The organism is Sphingomonas sp. (assembly GCF_041661825.1).
Classification (GTDB): Bacteria; Pseudomonadota; Alphaproteobacteria; order Sphingomonadales; family Sphingomonadaceae; genus Sphingomonas.
In genome coordinates, this window is record NZ_JBAZTU010000003.1 from 778,332 (window position 1) to 797,645 (window position 19,314).

The 19,314-nt window shown below is 65.3% G+C and carries 17 protein-coding genes; 7 read left to right on the forward strand and 10 right to left on the reverse strand.

Annotation, left to right across the window (positions count from 1 at the left end):
* Positions 1-21: 21 nt before the first annotated feature.
* Entirely contained in the window at positions 22-366 is a 345-nt protein-coding gene (locus tag WC729_RS16495; RefSeq protein WP_372854684.1) for a hypothetical protein, read from the forward strand.
* A gap of 166 nt (positions 367-532) precedes the next feature.
* Here the strand turns inward: WC729_RS16495 and WC729_RS16500 are convergent, their stop codons facing one another.
* The 3 genes from WC729_RS16500 to WC729_RS16510 are packed head-to-tail and all read right to left on the reverse strand — an operon-like array spanning position 533 to position 3,590.
* The gene (locus WC729_RS16500; RefSeq protein ID WP_372854686.1) at positions 533-2,344 is read right to left on the reverse strand and encodes a M2 family metallopeptidase; all 1,812 of its coding nucleotides are present in this window, start codon (positions 2,342-2,344) and stop codon (positions 533-535) included.
* A gap of 60 nt (positions 2,345-2,404) precedes the next feature.
* Entirely contained in the window at positions 2,405-3,166 is a 762-nt protein-coding gene (locus tag WC729_RS16505) for an alpha/beta fold hydrolase (protein WP_372854688.1), read from the reverse strand.
* Complete coding sequence (locus WC729_RS16510; RefSeq protein WP_372854690.1) at positions 3,147-3,590, reverse strand: GFA family protein; 444 nt, start codon at positions 3,588-3,590, stop codon at positions 3,147-3,149. The genes WC729_RS16505 and WC729_RS16510 overlap by 20 nt, the downstream gene beginning before the upstream one ends.
* Before the next feature lie 104 nt (positions 3,591-3,694).
* Between WC729_RS16510 and WC729_RS16515 the strand changes: the two genes are divergently transcribed.
* Genes WC729_RS16515 through WC729_RS16525 form a run of 3 tightly spaced genes read left to right on the forward strand, consistent with a single transcriptional unit; the run spans position 3,695 to position 6,754 of the window.
* The gene (locus tag WC729_RS16515; protein ID WP_372854692.1) at positions 3,695-4,120 is read left to right on the forward strand and encodes a MarR family winged helix-turn-helix transcriptional regulator; all 426 of its coding nucleotides are present in this window, start codon (positions 3,695-3,697) and stop codon (positions 4,118-4,120) included.
* A complete protein-coding gene (locus WC729_RS16520; RefSeq protein ID WP_372854694.1) occupies positions 4,113-5,210 on the forward strand; it encodes an HlyD family secretion protein in 1,098 nt (365 codons plus the stop codon). The genes WC729_RS16515 and WC729_RS16520 overlap by 8 nt, the downstream gene beginning before the upstream one ends.
* Positions 5,207-6,754: a DHA2 family efflux MFS transporter permease subunit gene (locus tag WC729_RS16525; RefSeq protein ID WP_372854696.1), complete on the forward strand. Its 1,548-nt coding sequence runs from the start codon at positions 5,207-5,209 to the stop codon at positions 6,752-6,754. The genes WC729_RS16520 and WC729_RS16525 overlap by 4 nt, the downstream gene beginning before the upstream one ends.
* A 172-nt stretch (positions 6,755-6,926) precedes the next feature.
* Here the strand turns inward: WC729_RS16525 and WC729_RS16530 are convergent, their stop codons facing one another.
* The 7 genes from WC729_RS16530 to WC729_RS16560 all read right to left on the reverse strand — a co-directional run bounded on the left by WC729_RS16530 (position 6,927) and on the right by WC729_RS16560 (position 14,073).
* Positions 6,927-7,313, reverse strand: a complete 387-nt coding sequence (locus WC729_RS16530) for a GFA family protein (RefSeq protein ID WP_372854698.1) — start codon at positions 7,311-7,313, stop codon at positions 6,927-6,929.
* A 52-nt stretch (positions 7,314-7,365) separates the two neighbouring features.
* A complete protein-coding gene (locus WC729_RS16535) occupies positions 7,366-8,394 on the reverse strand; it encodes an aspartate-semialdehyde dehydrogenase (RefSeq protein WP_372855484.1) in 1,029 nt (342 codons plus the stop codon).
* 411 nt (positions 8,395-8,805) lie between these two features.
* The gene (locus WC729_RS16540; RefSeq protein WP_372854700.1) at positions 8,806-11,052 is read right to left on the reverse strand and encodes a DPP IV N-terminal domain-containing protein; all 2,247 of its coding nucleotides are present in this window, start codon (positions 11,050-11,052) and stop codon (positions 8,806-8,808) included.
* A gap of 94 nt (positions 11,053-11,146) precedes the next feature.
* Entirely contained in the window at positions 11,147-11,689 is a 543-nt protein-coding gene (locus tag WC729_RS16545; RefSeq protein WP_372854702.1) for a hypothetical protein, read from the reverse strand.
* Between the two features lie 63 nt (positions 11,690-11,752).
* Complete coding sequence (locus WC729_RS16550; RefSeq protein WP_372854704.1) at positions 11,753-12,319, reverse strand: DNA-3-methyladenine glycosylase I; 567 nt, start codon at positions 12,317-12,319, stop codon at positions 11,753-11,755.
* Complete coding sequence (locus WC729_RS16555; protein ID WP_372854706.1) at positions 12,316-12,660, reverse strand: DUF805 domain-containing protein; 345 nt, start codon at positions 12,658-12,660, stop codon at positions 12,316-12,318. The genes WC729_RS16550 and WC729_RS16555 overlap by 4 nt, the downstream gene beginning before the upstream one ends.
* 90 nt (positions 12,661-12,750) lie before the next feature.
* On the reverse strand, positions 12,751-14,073 hold the full coding sequence (locus WC729_RS16560) for a DUF418 domain-containing protein (protein ID WP_372854708.1): 1,323 nt from the start codon (positions 14,071-14,073) through the stop codon (positions 12,751-12,753).
* A gap of 213 nt (positions 14,074-14,286) precedes the next feature.
* On the opposite strand from WC729_RS16560, the gene WC729_RS16565 reads away from it, so the two are divergent.
* The 3 genes from WC729_RS16565 (at position 14,287) to WC729_RS16575 (ending at position 19,062) form a co-directional block, all read left to right on the forward strand.
* Complete coding sequence (locus tag WC729_RS16565; RefSeq protein ID WP_372854710.1) at positions 14,287-14,655, forward strand: hypothetical protein; 369 nt, start codon at positions 14,287-14,289, stop codon at positions 14,653-14,655.
* Positions 14,656-14,733: 78 nt separating this feature from the next.
* Positions 14,734-15,870: an efflux RND transporter periplasmic adaptor subunit gene (locus WC729_RS16570; protein ID WP_372854712.1), complete on the forward strand. Its 1,137-nt coding sequence runs from the start codon at positions 14,734-14,736 to the stop codon at positions 15,868-15,870.
* Between the two features lie 3 nt (positions 15,871-15,873).
* A complete protein-coding gene (locus WC729_RS16575; RefSeq protein ID WP_372854714.1) occupies positions 15,874-19,062 on the forward strand; it encodes an efflux RND transporter permease subunit in 3,189 nt (1,062 codons plus the stop codon).
* Positions 19,063-19,314: the final 252 nt, after the last annotated feature.

A 19,314-nucleotide genomic window follows, 5' to 3' on the forward strand; every position in this document is an offset into this window, starting at 1 on the left:
AATATTCTTGAGGAGCATGTGATGGCTACCGCCGCAAAGAAGCCGACCGCCCCGCGCAAACCCGCTACGGCCCGCAAGACGGCTGCCAAGCCCGCAGCGCGCAAGGCGCCGGTCCGCGCCAAGGATGGCACCTTCGCCAAGAAGTCGGCCAGCCATTGGGGCACCGCCGCGATCGTCGGCGGCGTGGCAGCAGTCGGCGCTGCCGCTACGGCTGCGCTCTACGCCTTCCGCGACCGGATCCCGACCGATCTGGACTCGCTGCTGCACCGCGATGGCGCGCATCAGGCCGATGGTACGGATTCCTCGGCCTCGTTCGACGCCAGGATCGCGGATGAGGGCACGATCCCCAACCGCATCGTCGCCTAAAACCCTTCTCCCCTCGCGGGAGCAGGATACATAGACTTGGCGCTTTAGCGCTTAGTCGAAGTTGGATGAGGGGGAGTGAGGCTCGAAACCTCCCAATGTCCCCCTCACCCTTCCCAAGCTTCGCTTGGGCCCCTTCCCTCTCCCACAAGGGGAGAGGGAAAATAGCTCACCACCCGGTCGGCTTGCCCTTGTTCTGCTCATCGAGCCACGCCTTCAGCGGCGCGAAATACTCGACCATTGCCTCGCCGGACATCTCACGGCTGCCGGTGAAGGCCTCGAGCGCATCCGGCCATGGCTTGGACTGACCGAGCGTCAGCATCGCATTCAGCTTCGCGCCGACTTCCTTGTTGCCGTAGAAGGAGCAGCGGTGCAGCGGGCCCTTCCAGCCGGCCTGGTCGCAGGCTGCCTTGTAGAACTGGAACTGCAGCAGCCGCGCGAGGAAATAGCGGGTGTAGGGCACGCTTGCCGGCACATGATATTTCGCGCCAGGATCGAACTTCGTCTCGTCGCGCGCGACGGGCGGGGCGATGCCCTGATATTGCAGCCGCAGCGCGTTCCACGAGGATTCATAGCCGCCCGGCTTGATCTGCCCGGAGAACACGCCCCAGCGCCATTTGTCGATCAGCAGGCCGAACGGCAGGAACGCCACCTTGTCCATCGCCTGCTTCAGCAACAGGCCGATATCCTTGTCGGAACTCGGCACCTTCGTCTGGTCGAGCAGCCCGATCTGGACGAGATAATCGGGCGTGATCGAGAGCGCGACGAAATCGCCGATTGCCTCGTGGAACCCGTCATTCGCGCCGTTGAGGTAGAGATAGGGCTGCTTGTTATAGGCGCGCTGGTAATAATTATGCCCCAGCTCGTGATGGATCGTGACGAAGTCGTCGCCGTTGACCTTGGTGCACATCTTGATGCGCAGATCGTCCTTGTTGTCGACGTCCCAGGCCGAGGCGTGGCAGATCACTTCGCGGTCGGCCGGCTTGGTGATCTGCGACCGCGTCCAGAAGGTCTCAGGCAGCGGATCGAATCCGAGCGAGGAATAGAAGCCCTCGCCGGTCTTCACCATCTTGACCGGATCATAGCCCTTTTCCTTGAGCAACTCGCCAGTGTCGAAGCCGAGATCGCCCGCCCCGGGCGGCGCCACCAGATCATAGATATTGCCCCATTCCTGCGCCCACATATTGCCGAGCAGGTCAGCGCGGATCGGGCCGGTCTTGGCCTGCACCGAGTCGCCGTACTTCTCGTTGAGCTTCCAGCGGACATAGGTGTGCAGCGACTGGTAGAGCGGCTCGACCTGCTTCCAGAGCGTGTCGGTCATCTTCGCGAAGGCGGCCGGATCCATGTCATAGCCGGAACGCCACAATGCGCCGGTATCCTTGTAGCCGAGCCCGACCGCGCCCTCATTGGCGATCGAGACCATGCGCTGATAGTCGCCGCGCATCGGCGCGCCGACAGTGTCGTGCCAGCTGACCCACATCTCCTTCAGCTTGGCCGGGTCGCGCTCGGTGCCCATCGCCGCCTCGATGTCGCTGCCGTTGATCGGCTTGCCATCGAGCGTCCCCTTGCCCTTGCCATAGGAGGAGGACATGCCGGTCACCAGCGTCGCCAGCGTATCCGCCGCACCGGGCCGGGTCGGCGCCGGCAGGGTGATGGCGTTGCGCATCAGGTCGAGCTTGCGCCGCGTATCGGGCGAGAGCCCCGCGACCTTGTCGTATTTCGCCGCTTCCAGCGCGGCCTTCACCTGCAGTTCGGTCTGCGCCGCGTTGACCCGCGAGGCGATCGCGTCGGTATCGTCAGTGATATAGGTCGCGTTGACCCATTGCACCTGGTTGGCGTTGATCGAGAAATCGGCGAGCGCCTTTTCGGTCTTTGCGACAAAGGCGTCTGCATCGGCAGCGGTAAGCTTGGTCTGGGCCAGCGCTGGCGTCGCGGCGAGCGACAGGGCCAGGGCAAGCGTCGAAATTCCAGTGCGGATCATGCGAAAGGGTCCTCGATAAAATCGGGTGATGCGCCACGTTGTGACGCCCCCGCTCCGCGGTCAAGCGGCGAGGAAGTCCGCTATCTCCTGCCCCAGCTCGGGCTTCGTCACCGCGCTCATATGGCCGCCCGGCGTCGTCCGTAGAATGGCATTGGGCAACGCCGCCGCCAGCTCCGCCGCCGATCCGTTATCATTGTCCTCGTCGCCGGTCAGGACCAGTACCGGTTCCTCGATCGCCACGACATCGGCTTCGGGAGTGTTGACGAAGGTATCGATGATCCGGAGCAGCGCGACCGGATCGCCCTTGGTCGTCTTCAGGAATGCCTCGGCCAACCATTCCGGCGTGCCGCGCTCATGCTTGCCGAGATTGGTGAGGATATGCCGGAAATGATCGCCGCGCCGCGCGGTGCCGACCAGGCCCGACATGCCCATGCCCGACAGGATGACCTTCCCGGGCTTGGCGCCCCTCATCAGCATCCGCACCGTGGTCCGCGCCCCGAGCGAATAGCCGCCGAGATCGTAGTCGGTGAGCCCGAGATGCGCGATCAGCGCGAACTGGTCCTGCGCCAGCACATCGGGCGGATAGCTCGCCGCATCATGCGGCTTGGCGCTCGATCCATGCGCGCGCAGATCCGGCATGATCACCCGAAAGCCCCGGGCCGCGATCTTCTCCGCATGGCCGTAGCGGATCCAGTTGGTCATGGCGTCCGAGAAGAAGCCGTGGATCAGGACGACCGGCCGCCCCTCCCCCGTCTCGCGCCACGCGATGCGCGCGCCGTCGAAGCTTTCGAAGAATTTCGGTTCAATCGGGGAACTTGCCAATGGCGTCCATCCAGCGTTGCACGAGGCGGTGGTTCTGGTCAGTCCGTTCGGCGGGCAGGCCCGTCGTGTCAAGCCATGCCGCGTGCCAGCTCTCCGCGCCCGAATGCTGGGTCGGCACGAAACCGAACGGATCATCGAAACTGCCGACCGTCAGATCCAGATAGTCGCTGTCATGCGCCTCATAGGTCAGCGGCGTCCCGCACGCCGCGCAAAAGCCGCGAAGCGCGATCGGCGACGAGGCATAACGATCCGGCTCCCGTTCCCAGGTCACATCGGCCTTCAGCACATATTTGAAGGCGATCGACACGCCACCGGTCGCGCGCTGGCACATCCGGCAATGGCAGAGATAGGCATCGCGATCGTCGATCAACGCCCGGTAGCGAACCCGCCCGCACTGGCATCCGCCGATCATTTCCTCCCGCATTCCGCCTCCTGCATGTTGCAATGCAAAATAATCATCCGGCCGGGGGCTAGGATTATATAAGCATGCTTATTATATGTGCGCCCATGAGTGACTCGGTCGGCTTCATGATTAGCGATGTTTCGCGCCTGATGCGCCGCCGTTTCGACGAGCGTGCGCGCCAGATCGGCGTGACACGGACTCAATGGCGCACGCTCACCACGCTCAAGCGCCATGAAGGCATCAATCAGGGCGGCATGGCCGACTTGCTCGAAGTCGAACCTATCACCCTGTCCCGCATGATCGACCGCCTCGAAGAGGCGAATCTGGTCGAGCGCCGACCCGATCCAGCGGATCGCCGTGCCTGGCAAATCTTCCTGACGCCCAAGGCGTTGCCTATTCTCGAACAGCTCCGCGGCCTCGCCGAGGGCATGGTCGAGAACGCGCTCTTCGGCCTCGACGAGGCCCAGCGCGACCAGTTGATGGCCTCGCTCGCCACCATCCGCACCAATCTCAACACCCAGCTCGAAAGCGACGAGGCCAACCATGGCTGATGCAGACCCCAAGATCGACCAGACCAAGGCCGACACCATTGCCATCAATCCGATCGAGGAGGTCACGGCGCCCGCTGCAAAGCGCCGCAACTGGCTGCGTTCGGTGCTGATGCTCAGCGTGCCGCTGCTGCTCGCCGCGATCGGCGGCTATTTCTACCTGACCTCGGGCCGCTACGTCTCGACCGACAATGCCTATATCGAGCAGGACATGATCTCGGTCAGCCCCGACGTCACCGGGCGCATCGTCGCGGTGAACGTGAAGGAGAACCAGCCGGTGAAGGCTGGCGACGTCCTGTTCCGCATCGATCCCCAGCCCTTCCAGATCGCGCTCGCCCAGGCCGATGCCGCGCTCGCCAATGCGCGCGTGCAGGTGAACACCATGTCGACCGACATGGGCGGCGCCCAGGCTGATATCGAAAGCGCCCAGGCCGATATCCAGCTCGCCCAGGCGACCTATGACCGCCAGGCAGCGCTGATGAAACAGGGCTTCACCACGCGCGCCAGCCTCGACGCCGCTCGTCATGGCGTGGCCGCCGCCAAGGCCCAGCTTGCGAAATACCAGGCCGATGCAGCGCATGCCCGCAACCAGCTCGGCAGCGGCACCGCTGCTTCCAGCTCGCCCGTCGCGGTTCAGGCAGCCATTGCGCAGCGCGCCAAGGCAGCACTCGATCTCGCCAGAACGGAAGTGCGCGCGCCCAAGGATGGCATCGCCAGCCAGACCGGCCGCCTCCAGGTCGGCAACATCATGCCGAGCGGCGTGCCGGTGGTCAGCATCGTGGTCAGCCAGGCGGCATGGATCGAGGCGAATTACAAGGAGACCGACCTCAACCATATGGCGGTCGGCCAGCCCGCCGAGATCAAGTTCGACGCCTATCCCGGCCTGAAGGTCCGCGGCCATGTCGCCAGCATCGGCGCCCTTACCGGCTCGCAATCCTCGGTGCTCCCGGCGCAGAACGCGACCGGCAACTGGGTCAAGGTGACTCAGCGGGTGCCGGTGCGCATCGCGATCGAGGGCACGCCGCCGCGCGCCATGATCGCCGGTCTCAGCGCCGACGTCGCGATCGATACAAAGGCTGGCGACACCAAGTGAGTGATCATCCGCCCGGCCCGGCTCCCGGCAAGGCGATGCTGCCGGTCAGGAACCGCGGGCTCCTGACCGTCGGCGTCATGGGGGCGATGATCATGCAGATCCTCGACACCACCATCGCCAATGTCGCCCTGCCGCACATGCAGACCAGCCTCGGCGCGACGGGGGAGACCGTCACCTGGGTGTTGACCAGCTATATCGTCGCCTCGGCGATCGCGATCCCCGCGACCGGCTGGCTGTCGGACCGGCTCGGCTCGCGCAACCTGTTCCTCTTCGCGGTCGGCGGCTTCATCATTGCCTCGATGCTCTGCGGCACCGCCATCAGCCTCGAGGAGATGGTGTTGTTCCGCGTCGCGCAGGGCGTGTTCGCGGCGTTCATCGGCCCGCTCTCGCAGACCGCGATGCTCGACATCAACCCGCCCGAGCGCGCCGCCAAGGCCATGTCGGTCTGGGGCATGGGCGTCATGGTCGGCCCGATCATGGGGCCCGTGATCGGCGGCTGGCTGACCGAAAGCTATAACTGGCGCTGGGTGTTCTACGTCAACCTGCCGGTCGGCCTGCTGACTTTCGCGATCCTCTGGTTCCTGCTCCCCTCGCGCCCCAAGGCGAAGCGCTCGTTCGATGCCATGGGCTTCGCGATGATCTCGATCGCGGTCGCTTCGTTCCAGCTGATGCTCGACCGCGGCCAGCATGACGACTGGTTCGCCAGCTGGGAGATCATGATCGAAGCCCTGGTCGCCGCCGCCGCCCTCTGGATGGCGATCGTGCACCTCGCGACCGCCGACAAACCGCTGTTCGACCGCGCCATCTTCAAGAACCGCAACCTGGTGATGGGCATGATCTTCATGGTCGTCATCGGCATCTCGACCATGGCGCCGATGGCGCTGCTGCCGTCGATGCTGCAGCAATTGTTCGGCTATCCGGTGGTCGACACCGGGTTGATGCTCGCCCCACGCGGCGTCGGCGTGCTGCTCACCATGTTCCTGGCCGGCCAGATGATGGGCAAGGTCGACACCCGCCTCGTCATCGTCGTCGGCCTGATCATCTTCGCCTATTCGCTCTACCAGATGTCCACCTGGTCGCTGGAGATGGATTTCTGGCCGGTGATCATCAGCGGCTTCGTCCAGGGGTTGGGCATGGGGCTGGTGTTCATGCCGCTGAACTCGCTCGCGTTCGCGACGCTCAGCCACAATTATCGTACGGACGGCGCCAGCCTGCTCAACCTGTTCCGCAATGTCGGCCAGTCGGCGGGCATCTCGATGGTCACGGTGCTGCTCGCCCGCAACATCCAGACCAGTCATTCGGACCTGGCCAGTCACGTCACCGCGACGACCATCCCCTCGCTCGATCTCAGCACGGTGGACCGGTTCGGCGCGCTGTCGGACAGCGTGTTCAGCTATGCGGATGCGATGATCAACCGTCAGGCAGCGATGATCGCCTATATCGACGATTTCTACCTGATGGCCTGGATCTCGATCGCGGTGCTGCCGCTGGTGTTCTTCCTGAAGAAGCCCAAGGGCAAGGTTGAGGCAGTCCTGGCGGAGTAGGCCGGGGCTTTCGCTAAATCCGAACCAGTGGAGACGCTGTTTCCGCTCCCCTTCTTCCTTCCCCGGCGAAGGCCGGGGTCCAGTTGGAAAGGTTGATGTAACGGCTCGCAGCGCCAGCCATGATCGTCCCCCGACTGGGCCCCGGCCTCCGCCGGGGAAGAAAGGGGCGAGGTTAGCGCGACAGAATCGCCACGAACTCCGCCGCCGAAGTGCTTTCCTCGAACGCCGGCACATCCCCGGCCAGCACGACCCAGGGCTGTTTGCGCTTCACCCAGATATGCAGCTTCGGCTGAAGCCCGTCGCTCGCATCGAGCGTCCCCGCCCGCACCACCGCGATACCAGGGCGCGCGCTGTTGGTGTTCCACAATCGCGTATGGCAGGTTCCGCACAGCCGCTGATGCGATTCCGATCCGCTCGGGCTGGTGAAGCGATAATCGACAATCGGCCCGGTCGCCGAGATCGCGTCCTCGCGTACCACGCCCTGTTCGGCAAAGGCACTGCCCGACCAGGTCTGGCAATCGAGGCAGTGGCAGCAATAGACCGGGGGCAGCTGCTCCATGGCCAGCGTGTACCGACACGCGCCACAGCGGCAACCGCCCTCGATCACTGGCTTATGCCGCTTTTTGCAGGTGCCGCCGTCCGAGCAGCTCGGCGATCTGCACGGCGTTCAGCGCGGCGCCCTTGCGCAGATTGTCGGACACGCACCACAGCGCCAGGCCGTTCTCCACCGTCGGGTCCTCGCGGACGCGGCTGATGAAGGTCGCATATTCGCCGACGCATTCGATCGGGGTGACGTATCCGCCGTCCTCGCGCTTGTCGATCAGCATCACGCCCGGCGCCTCGCGCAGGATTTTCTGCGCGGTCTCGGCCGAGATCTCGTTCTCGAACTCGATGTTGATCGCTTCGCTATGCCCGACGAATACGGGGACACGGACGCAGGTCGCGTGGACCTTGATCTTCGGATCGAGGATCTTCTTGGTCTCGACCACCATCTTCCACTCTTCCTTGGTCGACCCGTCGTCCAGGAAGCTGTCGATGTGCGGGATCACGTTGAACGCGATCTGCTTGGTGAACTTCTTCGCCTCGGCCGGATCGCCGACAAAGATGTTGCGGCTCTGCTCGAACAGCTCGTCCATACCCGCCTTGCCCGCGCCCGACACCGACTGATAGGTCGCGACGACGACGCGCTTGATCTTCGCGACATCGTGCAGCGGCTTCAGCGCCACGACCATCTGCGCGGTCGAGCAGTTCGGGTTCGCGATGATGTTCTTGCGGGTATAGCCGCTGATCGCCTCCGGGTTCACCTCCGGCACGATCAGCGGCACGTCCGGGTCCATCCGGTAGAGCGACGAATTGTCGATCACGGTGCAGCCGGCCGCGGCGAAGCGCGGGGCATGAATCTTCGTCGCTTCGGATCCGATCGCGAACAGCGCCATGTCCCAGCCGGTGGGATCGAAATGCTCGATGTTCTGGACCTTGAACTGTTTACCGGTCTCGCCATAGTCGACCATCTCGCCCTGCGACCGCGACGATGCGACGACGGCGATCTCGTCCGCCGGAAACTCACGTTCCGCCAGGATGTTGAGCATCTCGCGCCCGACATTCCCCGTCGCGCCTGCGACTACTACCCGGTACCCCATATCCATCTTTCCAAAAATTGCGCCCATGCGGCGGGCATGGCCATTTAGGCATCATGTTGGCGAATGGAAGCGAGTTTTTGTGTCCTGCGCACCAGCCTCGCTTGCTGCGCCCCGTTTCCCGCTCCGCCCGGGCGGAGATCGCACAAGCAACATCTCGATCGGCGCGTCATTCCGAAATGCTTTCTGATATTCAGCATTGTATCGCACACGTTACGAAAATCGCCGCAAAAATGGTTCGGACTCCCCTTGCAATAAAATGCTGGGCGTCAATGAATGCAACCAGTCGAATAGATTAGGTGGCAGCGGTCGCGGGAGCACAAACTCTCCGCACTCAGGCGAATATCGCTGTCATCCTCGTTGGCCGGGGCGGGGATTCTCCCTTGAACCCGCCCCGGTCAACGCAGTTTCGACTTATTTCCCAAGCTTCTCGTCGAGGAAGTCGAAGATCGTCGTCCAGACATGCACGTCCTTGCCCGCGCTGTGAGTCTTGCCCGGGTAGAACATCATCTGGAACGGCACATTCTGCGCCTGCATCTTCGCCGCGAACGCGGTCGAATTGTCGAGCACGACATTGTCGTCGGCCATGCCGTGGATCAGCAGCAGCGGATCCCTGATCTTCGCCGCATCGTCGATCGCGTCGGACGTCGCATAGGCTTTCGCGTCCTTCTTCGGATCGCCCATATAGCGCTCGGTATAATGGGTGTCGTACAGCTCCCACTTGGTTACCGGGGCGCCCGAAATGCCCGCCGCATAGACGCCCGGGTTCGCCTCGAGCATCTTCAGGGTCATGTAGCCGCCATAGGACCAGCCATAGGTCGCGACCTTGGTGGGATCGATGAACGGCTGGGTCTTGATCCATTTCGCCGCGGCCAACTGATCCTCGACCTCGACGCTGCCCATCGCGCGATAGATATGGTCCTCGAACGCCTTGCCGCGATTGTTCGAGCCGCGATTGTCGATGCGGAAATAGACATAGCCGCGGCTGACGACATATTGCGCCAGCGGGCTCTGCCAGGCGCGCGTGACCTGCTGGCCGGTGCCCGGGCCGCCATAATGTTCGAAGAACACGGGGTATTTCTTGCCGGGCTCTAGCGCTGGCGTGATCATTTCGTACCAGAGCGTGGTGCCGTCAGCCGCCTTGAAGCTGCCGAAGGTCTTGGCCTGATGATGGGCGAGATAGGGATAATAGGGATGCCCAGGCACCACCGCATTCTCATTCACCCAGGCAATGCGCTTGCCGCTGATGTCGGCAAGGAAGGTCTGGGGCGGCTGGCTCGGGTTGGAGCGGGTCACGATCAGCCGGCTCGCCGCCTTGTCGATCTTGCCGTTGTTCCACCAGCCAAGCTCGGTCAGCCGGGTGACGGCGTTAGGCCGCGCGATATCGACTGAATAGACATGCTGCTCGAGCGCGCCGTCCTTGTTGCCGGTGAAGAAGATCCGGCCCTTCGCTTCGTCCACCCCGTTCAGTGCCTGGACGGTCCATTCGCCCTTGGTCAGCTGAGTCCATTTGCCCTTGGCGAAGCGATAGAGATGGCCATAGCCGTCGCGCTCGGACCGCCAGATCAGGCTGCCGTCCTTCATCGGCCAATAAGCGTCGGACAGGTTGATCCAGCTCCGCTCGCCCGATTTCTCGGTGAACAATATGCTGCTCTTGCCCGTCGCCGGATCGACCTTGAGCACATCGAGCGTTTTCTGGTCGCGGCTCTCGCGCTGGACCAGCAGGGTCTGGCCGTCAGGCGTCCAGTCGACCCGGGCGAGATAGATGTCCGGGTCGTTGCCCAGATCGACCTTCACCTGGCCGGTACCGTCGGCATTCATCACGTACAGCTCGACCAGCACATTGGGCGTGCCAGCAGCGGGATAGCGCTGGTTATAGACCTTCGTCCCGTCGGCGCCGATCGCGGCGCGCGTGACGATGCCGACCGGCGCCTCGTCGAACCGCTCGACGGCGATGCGCGCGTCATTGGGCGACCACCAATAACCAGTGGTGCGATCCATTTCCTCCTGCGCGACGAACTCGGCCTCGCCCCAATGCACCGTGCCCGCGCCGGTGGTCGTAACCTGCTTCGCCGCACCGCCACCGAGCGGCTGGACGAAGAGATTCTGGTCGCGCACGAAGCTGACGAACCCGCCTTTGGGGCTGACGATGGGATTCAGCTCGCCATCGGGCGTGTTGGTCAGGCGCGCAACCTTGCCGTCGAGCGTGGCGAGATACAGGTCGCCGTCCAGCGGCACCAGGATCGACTTGCCGTCCGGCGCCCAGTCATAGGCGACGATCCCGCGTGTCCCGCCGATGCGCGCGCGCTCGCGCTGCATCTTCTCGGCCTCGGACAGCTCGGCGCCGGTGCCGACCTTCTTGGAATCGACCAGCATGCGTTCCTTGCCGGTCTTCGTGTCGAGCGCCCAGAGGTCGAGCCGGTCCTTGTCGTCCGGTCGCGGCTTGAGCGAGGTCAGTAACGTCCCGTCCGGCGACAGCTTCAGCGCACGTGGTTGCGCTCCGGCGAGGTCGGGGCTGGAGAACAGGCGTTCCAGCGTCAGCGTCTTCGCCGCCGTATCGGCGGGCGCAGCCGCAATCGGCGCGGCGCCGGGTTCAGCAGCCATTGCAGGGGTCGCCAGTGCGGCGAGCATGACGCCCGCCAGCAGCCAGGATTTCGGCATCGATCATCTCCAGTCCCGATAATTTTCAAGCCCGGCGAACGCGGGCGCATGCCGTCGCTTATTGCGGGGTGTCGCACTGTCGTAAAGAGGCGCGCTACCAGCGAAAGATCGGGATCGGACTGAGCGGATGCGCGGCCAGCCCCTGCCCCAGCAACTTCACCAGCCGCCAATGGAAACCGGCATTGGGAAAGGCGCGTTTGAGCGCGCCGACGAACGAGACGGGCAGCCCCCGCCGGATGGCTCCGAGCGACACATCGGCCAGATCGGCCTGACGGAAGATCTCGACGAGCGGATAGCGCGGATCGCGATATGGCGTGATCTTGTGGTGCAGGTCGATCATCAGCACGATTTCGTCGGCCCAGGCCTCCAGCCCTTCCCGCGCCAGCCAGTCCCGGGCGAGCGCGATCGACGGCGACAGATAATCCGCCGTCCCCGCCGACCAGATGCCCAGATCGTGGAACGCCCCGGCAATGACGATCCGCCGCTTCTGCTCCTCGCTCCAGTCGCCCAGCGCGAAGGCGACATTGACGACGCGGCAGACATGGTTGCGATACCCGGCATAATCGCCACCGATCGTCTCCCGCCATTCCGACAGGATCGCATCGAGCAATGGCAAATCGCGCACCACGGTCGGCATCGCTCTTCCCCCCGGGCCCGAGCGCATCGTCGGAGGAAAGCCTAACGTCTCCCCTCCCTTCCGTCACCCCGGTTGAGGTAAGCCAGTCCGCCGGAAACACGCTGCGGCATGATCGTCGACGATCCCTACCGCCTCCATCCAGGCATAGACGATCACTGGCCCGACGAACTTGAACCCGCGCTTCTTCAGCGCGATCGACATCTGTTCCGACAGCGGTGACTTTACCGGCAGATGCACCCCGTCGCCCATGATCGGCTTGCCGCCCGCCATGCCCCACACGAACTCGGAGAAATCCTCGCCCGCCTCGCGCATCGCGAGATACGCTTTGGCGTTACCGATCGTCGCCTCGATCTTGGAGCGCGACCGCACGATCCCCGCGTCGCCGAGCAACCACGCCACATCCTCTTCGCCGAAGCGCGCCACTACCTCCGGATCGAACCCCCGGAACGCCTCCCGAAACGCATCGCGCTTGCGCAGGATAGTGATCCAGGCGAGCCCCGCCTGGAACCCGTCGAGCATCAGCTTCTCCCAGAGCGCCCGGCTGTCACGCTCGGGCACGCCCCATTCCTCGTCGTGATAGGCCCGCATCTGCGGGTCGTTACCGGCCCAGGCGCAGCGTTGGATGCTCATCGCGGCGGCGCGCCGAACTTGTTGGCGCCAGGCTGGCCAGGGAGCGCGCCGAGCACAACGAGCGCGCCTACGAGCATGGCGGCGAGGATGATCGCGATCAGGTTCGACCCGGGAAAGATCTCCGGTCCCGCCAGGAAAAGCGACTGCACGTGAGCCCCGGCAATGAAGAAACCGACGGCCCACCAGCCGCTTCTACCTATATCGTGCAGCCGGGGAATGGTGGACATGATTACCACCACGGCTATCTGGGGGAGCGCCGAATAATATATCCATGCCGCGGCGAAGACTGCAGCCGCCAGCGTCAAAATGAACCAATAGGGCGCACGACCTACCCGATCCATAAGGCTTGCCGGCTCCGATCCAGTCGATGAAGGCGCCCCGTCGCGCGCAATATTCCTAGAGCGCAAACCCGTAGTAACGCAAATGCCGAATCACGCCGCCACCTTCCGGAACGGCAGCCGCCGCCCCTCCACGATCGATCGCCACGCCCATTCGACCGGCGCGATGCGGAAATGGCGAAGATAGACATTGGCCAGCCACAACAGCCCGAGATTGATGACCAAAGCCGTGACCATCATCGCCGCCCAACCTTGCGTCCCGTACAATCCCAGCGCGAAGGGCGGATAGAGGATCCACAGGCAGATGATCGTCTGTAGCACATAGATCGACAGCGCGGTCCGCCCCGCGGCCACCAGCGGATGAATCAGCCTCGCGCCCAGCACGCTCGTCGCCAGCAGGTTGATCAGGCCGATATGGCCCAGGGTCATCGCCTGTCGCGCGATCTCCTGCGTCGCCCAGGTGATGTGCGGCATATCGTCGAAGCGCATGGTCTCTTCCGCACCGAAAATGCGCAGCCCTCCGCCGATCAGATAGGCCGCGATCGTCATCCGCCAGTAGAAACGCCGCGATCGCTGGCCTTGCATGATGCCCAGTTTGAACAGCGCCGCGCCGATCAGCATCAGGCTCGCCGATTCCCAGACCGCGAACAGCTCGCCGAACCCGAACAGGCGTTCAGCGCTCATCCGCACCTGCTCGGTCACCCAGCGGGTTGTCGTGCTCGACCGGTCCGCATCTTCCTTCGCGATCTCGGCCTTGCGCTCGGCGCGGTTCTTGGCGCGCTCGGCTTCGGACTTCCGGGCCTTCTCCAGGGTCGCCTTGTCGGCCGCCGTCAGCGTCTGGCCTGCGGCGCTCCGCGCCTTCAGCTCGGTAACCTGGGTTTGCTGCTGAATGCCGCGATAATAGCCGAAATAGCCGGCGCCGCCGAGCTGCATCACCGCCATGATCAGGCCGATCGCGATCAGCCAGCGCGGCCCGAGCTTGCGGAACCAGAACACCACCAAAGCGGCCATGCCATAGGTATGCAGGATGTCGCCGCCCCAGAGCAGGATGAACATGTGCACCAGGCCGAACGCCACCAGCACGATGTTCCGCCAGTAATAGCGGCGCATCACCTGCCATCGTCCGGCCGCCTCGACCGCGCGGCTGGTCAGGATCACCATGCCGGCACCGAACAGCATCTCGAGCAGGCATCGCGCGGTGCCGTTGGCGAACACCTCGCGCAGCCACCAGGCGATCTGGTCGATCGGCGCCCAGCCGAAATGCCGCACATCGCCGCCGGCGCGGAACGATGCACCCATGTCGTTGATGTTCATGAACAGAATGCCGAGGATCGCGACCCCGCGCAGGATATCCAGCACCGCGATCCGCGGCGCGCCGTCCGGCTCTTCGACGCTGGTCATCGTCTGGTCGGTCATCGCCTGCTCCCCAACGGCTGAAGGCCCTAGTTAGCTCAGGCCGAAGTGTGTTGCAATGATAATACACAACATGCCGCTTCTAGTGGCTTGACCCTGTAGTGACTTCAGGGTGCATGGATGCGGCCGCACGCAGATTCGGAGCCCGCGCATGGCCATCAATTCCGTGAAGCAAATCCACGGCAAGGCGGGACCGCTGCCGCCAGGGGCTTGGCGGTGACAGGTCGCTCGCGAGCCGCTATCCCGGCATCGATGCTCCGCCACGGCCTGTTCCTGCTTCTGTGTCTGCTCGCGTCGTCCCTCCTGGCGACGGCGACGGTGCATGCACGGGAAGGCTATGCCGCTCCGGAAACTTCCTGCGGCGGAGCGGCTCATGTCGAAGGCGATGCCGACCAGGTTCCAGCCGATGGCGACCAGCCCTTTCCCCATCATCACGGCACCTGTCACGGGCATGGTCTTGGCGCGCCGGTCGCGTCCTCGACGTTCCTGCCGACCCTGATCGAGCGCGAGGCGCCCGACACATCCCGCACCGCGCGCCTGGCACGGCGCATCATCGGGCCGGCATTCGAGCCTCCACGGGCCTGACCGAACGCGCTTTCGCGCCTTCGCCATTTCCAGAAGCCCGGCCGGCGCGGACTGTCCGCCGGCACAGGAACATCGTCCATGAAGATCATCATTGCGGCCTTGCCGCTCCTGCTTGCGCTCGCCGCCTGTGGCGGCGGGAGCCCGCCTGCCGAAAACCGTAGCGAAGCCGAAGCCGGCCATGGCGAGGAAGGCATTGTCCCGCTCACGGTCCAGCAGATCGCCATAGCGGGCATCGAGATCGTCGGAACGACGGTCGGCAGCAACGGCGGCACCATCGAGCTGCCCGCGCTGCTCGAAAGCGATCCGCAGGCGACACGAATCGTCGCCGCCACCGTCCCCGGCCGCATCGTGGAACTGCGCCGCAATCTCGGCGACAGCGTGCGTGCCGGCGAACCGCTGGCCGTGCTGGAAAGCCGCGAGGCAGCAGGCCTGCAGGCCGAGGTGCAGCGTGCCGCCGCTGGCGCCGAGCTGGCACGCACCACGCTGGCGCGCGACGAGGCGCTTTACGCCCGGGGCTTCCGGCCGTTGCGTGAAGTCGAGATTTCACGCGCCGCCGCGAAACAGGCCGACGTGGCGTTGCGGCTTGCGCGCGAGCAGGTCGCCGCCAGCGGCGCGCGCGGCGGCAGCAACAACCGCATCGTGATCGCCGCGCCCATGTCGGGCCGGATCATCGCGAGATCCGCGATCCTCGGCCAGAATTTCGCGGCGGACGCCGCGGATACCGAGCTGTTCCGCATCGCCCAGCTGGATCGGCTGAGCGTCACGCTGTCCCTGTCCCCTGCCGATGCCGGCCGCGTGCGGCCGGGCGTGATGGTACGGATCACCGCGCCGGGACGCAGCCAGTCCGCCCGGATCAGCTTCGTCTCGCCCGCGCTCGACGCCCGGACGCGCCAGGTGCCCGCCATCGCGACGCTCGACAATCGCAGCGGTCAATGGCGCGTCGGCGAGCCGGTCACGGCCGCGATCCAGCTGCCGGGTGGCGGCGATGCGACGATCCGCGTGCCGTCCACTGCCGTGCAGACGGTGGAGGACAAGACCGTCATCTTCGTGCGCACGGACACGGGTTTTCGCGCCGTGCCGGTCACGCTCGGGCGACAGGACGGCGCGATGGTCGTGGTGACCGGCGGCCTCAGCGGCAGCGAGCGGATCGCCGCAGCCAACAGCTTCACGCTCAAGTCAGCGCTCGGCGCGGCCGAAGCCGGGCATGAGGACTGAGCCATGATCGATCGCATCGTCACATGGGCCGTCGACCGCCGCTGGCTGGTCCTGCTGCTCACCGCTATCGCCGCGATCATCGGCGGCCTGGCGCTCGCGCGCCTGCCGATCGACGCCGTGCCTGACATCACCAACAATCAGGTGCAGGTGAACATCCTCGCGCCCGCTCTGTCGCCCGAGCTGATCGAAAAGCAGGTCGCCTTCCCGATCGAGACCGCGCTCGCCGGCATCAAGGGGCTCGAGAGCACGCGCTCGCTCAGCCGCAACGGCTTCGCGCAGGTCACGGCGATCTTCTCGGATTCGACCGACATCTATTTCGCCCGCTCCCAGGTGCAGGAGCGGCTGACGGCCGCGCAGGAAACGCTGCCGTCGGGCGTCAGGCCCGAAATGGGGCCGATCGCGACGGGCCTGGGTGAGGTCTATATCTGGACCCTGCGCTATGCCGAACGCGCGCACGACCAGCACCGCCCCGGCGAACCGGGACTGCAACCGGACGGCAGCTACATCACCCCCGAAGGCGATCGGCTGGCGAACGAGGCCGACAAGGCGACCTATCTCCACACCGTGCAGGACTGGATCGTCGCGCCGCAGATCAAGGCGATCGATGGCGTCGCCGGCATCGACTCGCTCGGCGGCTATGAGAAGGAATATCTCGTCGTCCCCGACGTCCAGCGGCTCGCCGCGCTGAAGCTGTCGCTCGCCGATCTCGCCACCGCGCTCGAGCGCAACAATGTCGCGACCGGCGGCGGCACGGTGAACCGCAATGGCGAGGGCCTCGCGGTCCGCGCCGACGCGCGCATCCGCAGCCTCGCCCAGCTGCGCGGCACCGTCATCGCCACGCGCGACGGCGTGCCGATCACGCTCGCCCAGGTCGCCGAGGCGCGGCTCGGCCAGGGCGTCCGCATGGGCGCCGGCTCGGAGAATGGCCGCGAAGTCATCACCGGCACCGCGATTATGCGCATCGGCGAGAATAGCCGCACCGTATCGACCGGCGTCGATGCCCGGCTCAAGGCGATCGCCCCCTCGCTGCCGCGCGACATCGTGATCGAGCCGGTGCTCGACCGCACCCGGCTGGTCAACGCGACCATCGCGACGGTGGCGAAGAACCTGTCCGAAGGCGCCTTGCTCGTCATTATCGTCCTGTTCCTGCTGCTCGGCAATTTCCGCGCGGCGCTGATCGCGGCGCTGGTGATCCCGATCACCATGCTACTCACCGGCTTCGGCATGCTCCGCCTCGGCGTCTCGGCCAATCTGATGAGCCTCGGCGCGCTCGACTTCGGCCTGATCGTCGATGGCGCGGTGATCATCGTCGAGAATGCGCTCCGCCGTATCGCCGGGCGCCAGCATGCGGAAGGACGGACGCTGCTCCTTACGGAACGGCTCGCCGTCGTCACCGCCGCAGCGCGCGAGATGATCCGACCCTCGGTCTATGGGCAGGCAATCATCATCCTCGTCTATGTGCCGCTGCTGACCCTGACGGGCGTCGAGGGCAAGACGTTCGAGCCGATGGCGTTCACCGTCATCATGGCGCTGGTCTTCGCCTTTATCCTGTCGCTCACCTTCGTGCCGGCGGCGATCGCAATCGCCCTGTCGCGCCCGGTGGAGGAGAAGGAAGGGCGCGTGCTGGGCTGGCTGCGGCGACGCTACGAACCCGGCCTCGACCGCGCAATGAGCCGGCCGACCTTGACGATCGGCGTGGCGATCGGCGCACTGGCGCTGGCTGCGGGCGCCTATACGACGCTGGGCCAGGAGTTCCTGCCCCAGCTCGACGAGGGCGATGTGCTCGTCTCCGCCTTTCGCGTACCGGGCACCTCGGTCGAGCAGAGCCAGAAGATGCAGGCCCAGATCGAACACGCGCTGCAGGGCATGCCCGAAATCCGCACCGTCTTCTCGCGCACCGGCACCGCGGAAGTCGCCTCCGACCCGATGCCGCCCAATGCGACCGACACCTTCATCATGCTCAAGGACCGCAAGCTCTGGCCGAACCCTTCCGAGGAGAAAGCCGCCATAGTGGAGCGGATCGAGGCGCGGATCGCCCAGGTGCCCGGCCATGCCTATGAAGTGACCCAGCCGATCCAGATGCGCTTCAACGAGCTGATCGCGGGCGTGCGCTCGGACGTGGCGATCAAGGTCTTCGGCGAGGATTTTGCCGAGATGAACGCGACCGCCGCGAAGATCGCCGGCGTGCTTCGACGCACGGCCGGCGCCGAGGACGTCAAGGTCGAGCAGACCGAGGGCCTGCCGATGCTCGACATCGCTTATGCGCAGGATCGCGCCGCGCGGGTCGGCGTCAGCGCGCAGGATGTCGCCGATACGGTCGCCACCGCGGTGGGTGGACGCGAGGCAGGCCGGATCTTCGAAGGCGACCGCAGCTTTCCCGTCGTCATCCGCCTGGCCGACGCGGCCCGCGCCGATCTCGAGACGCTCGGCCAGACGCCGGTACCGACCCCGGCCGGCAGCTTCGTCCCGCTCGCTTCGGTCGCCGACATCCAGGTCCTGAACGGCCCGAACCAGATCAGCCGCGAGAACGGCAAGCGCCGCGTGGTGGTGCAGGCCAATGCCCGCGGCCGCGACGTGGCGAGCGTCGTGGCCGATGCCCGCGCATCGATCGCGCGCGAGGTCCAGCTTCCGGCCGGCACCTTGCTCGAATGGGGCGGCCAGTTCGAGAATCTGGCGTCCGCACGCGACCGGCTCGCGCTGGTCGTGCCGGCCTGCTTCGCGCTGATCATGCTGCTGCTGTTCGGCGCGCTCGGCAATATCCGCGATGCCGCGATCGTCTTCACCGGCGTGCCGCTCGCGCTGGTGGGCGGCGTGCTCGCCCTGCTGCTGCGCGGCATGCCCTTCTCGATCTCCGCCGCGGTCGGGTTCATCGCGCTGTCGGGCATCGCCGTACTGAACGGGCTGGTCATGCTCACCTCGATCCAGCAACTCGTCGCCGAGGGCCATGACCGGGCATCGGCGGCGCGCGAGGGCGCATTGGCGCGACTGCGCCCGGTGGTGATGACGGCGCTGGTGGCGAGCCTGGGCTTCGTGCCGATGGCGCTCGGCCATGGTGCCGGCGCCGAAGTGCAGAAACCCCTGGCCACGGTAGTGATCGGTGGCCTGGTCAGCGCGACGCTGCTCACCCTGTTCCTGCTGCCGACGCTTTACCGGCGTTTTGGCAGCGGGGGCGCCGCGGCGTCCGCATCATAGTTATAGTTGCGAAGGCGGCCGTCTGGTCGGTGGCGGTCATGAATGTCTGGGATTGGGCCGCAACCGGCCCGGCAGCTCTTCAGAGTCGCAACCGCGATAGCTGCCGTTCGCCACCAAACGAATCGGATGCCGGTCAACGACCTAGTCGCTGACGACGACGTCACTTCTGCAGTTCGCCACGCAGGCTTGGACCAGGCGGAAGAGCCATGATGCAGAATATGGCACTGCGATGCTACACGCGGGTGTGAGCAC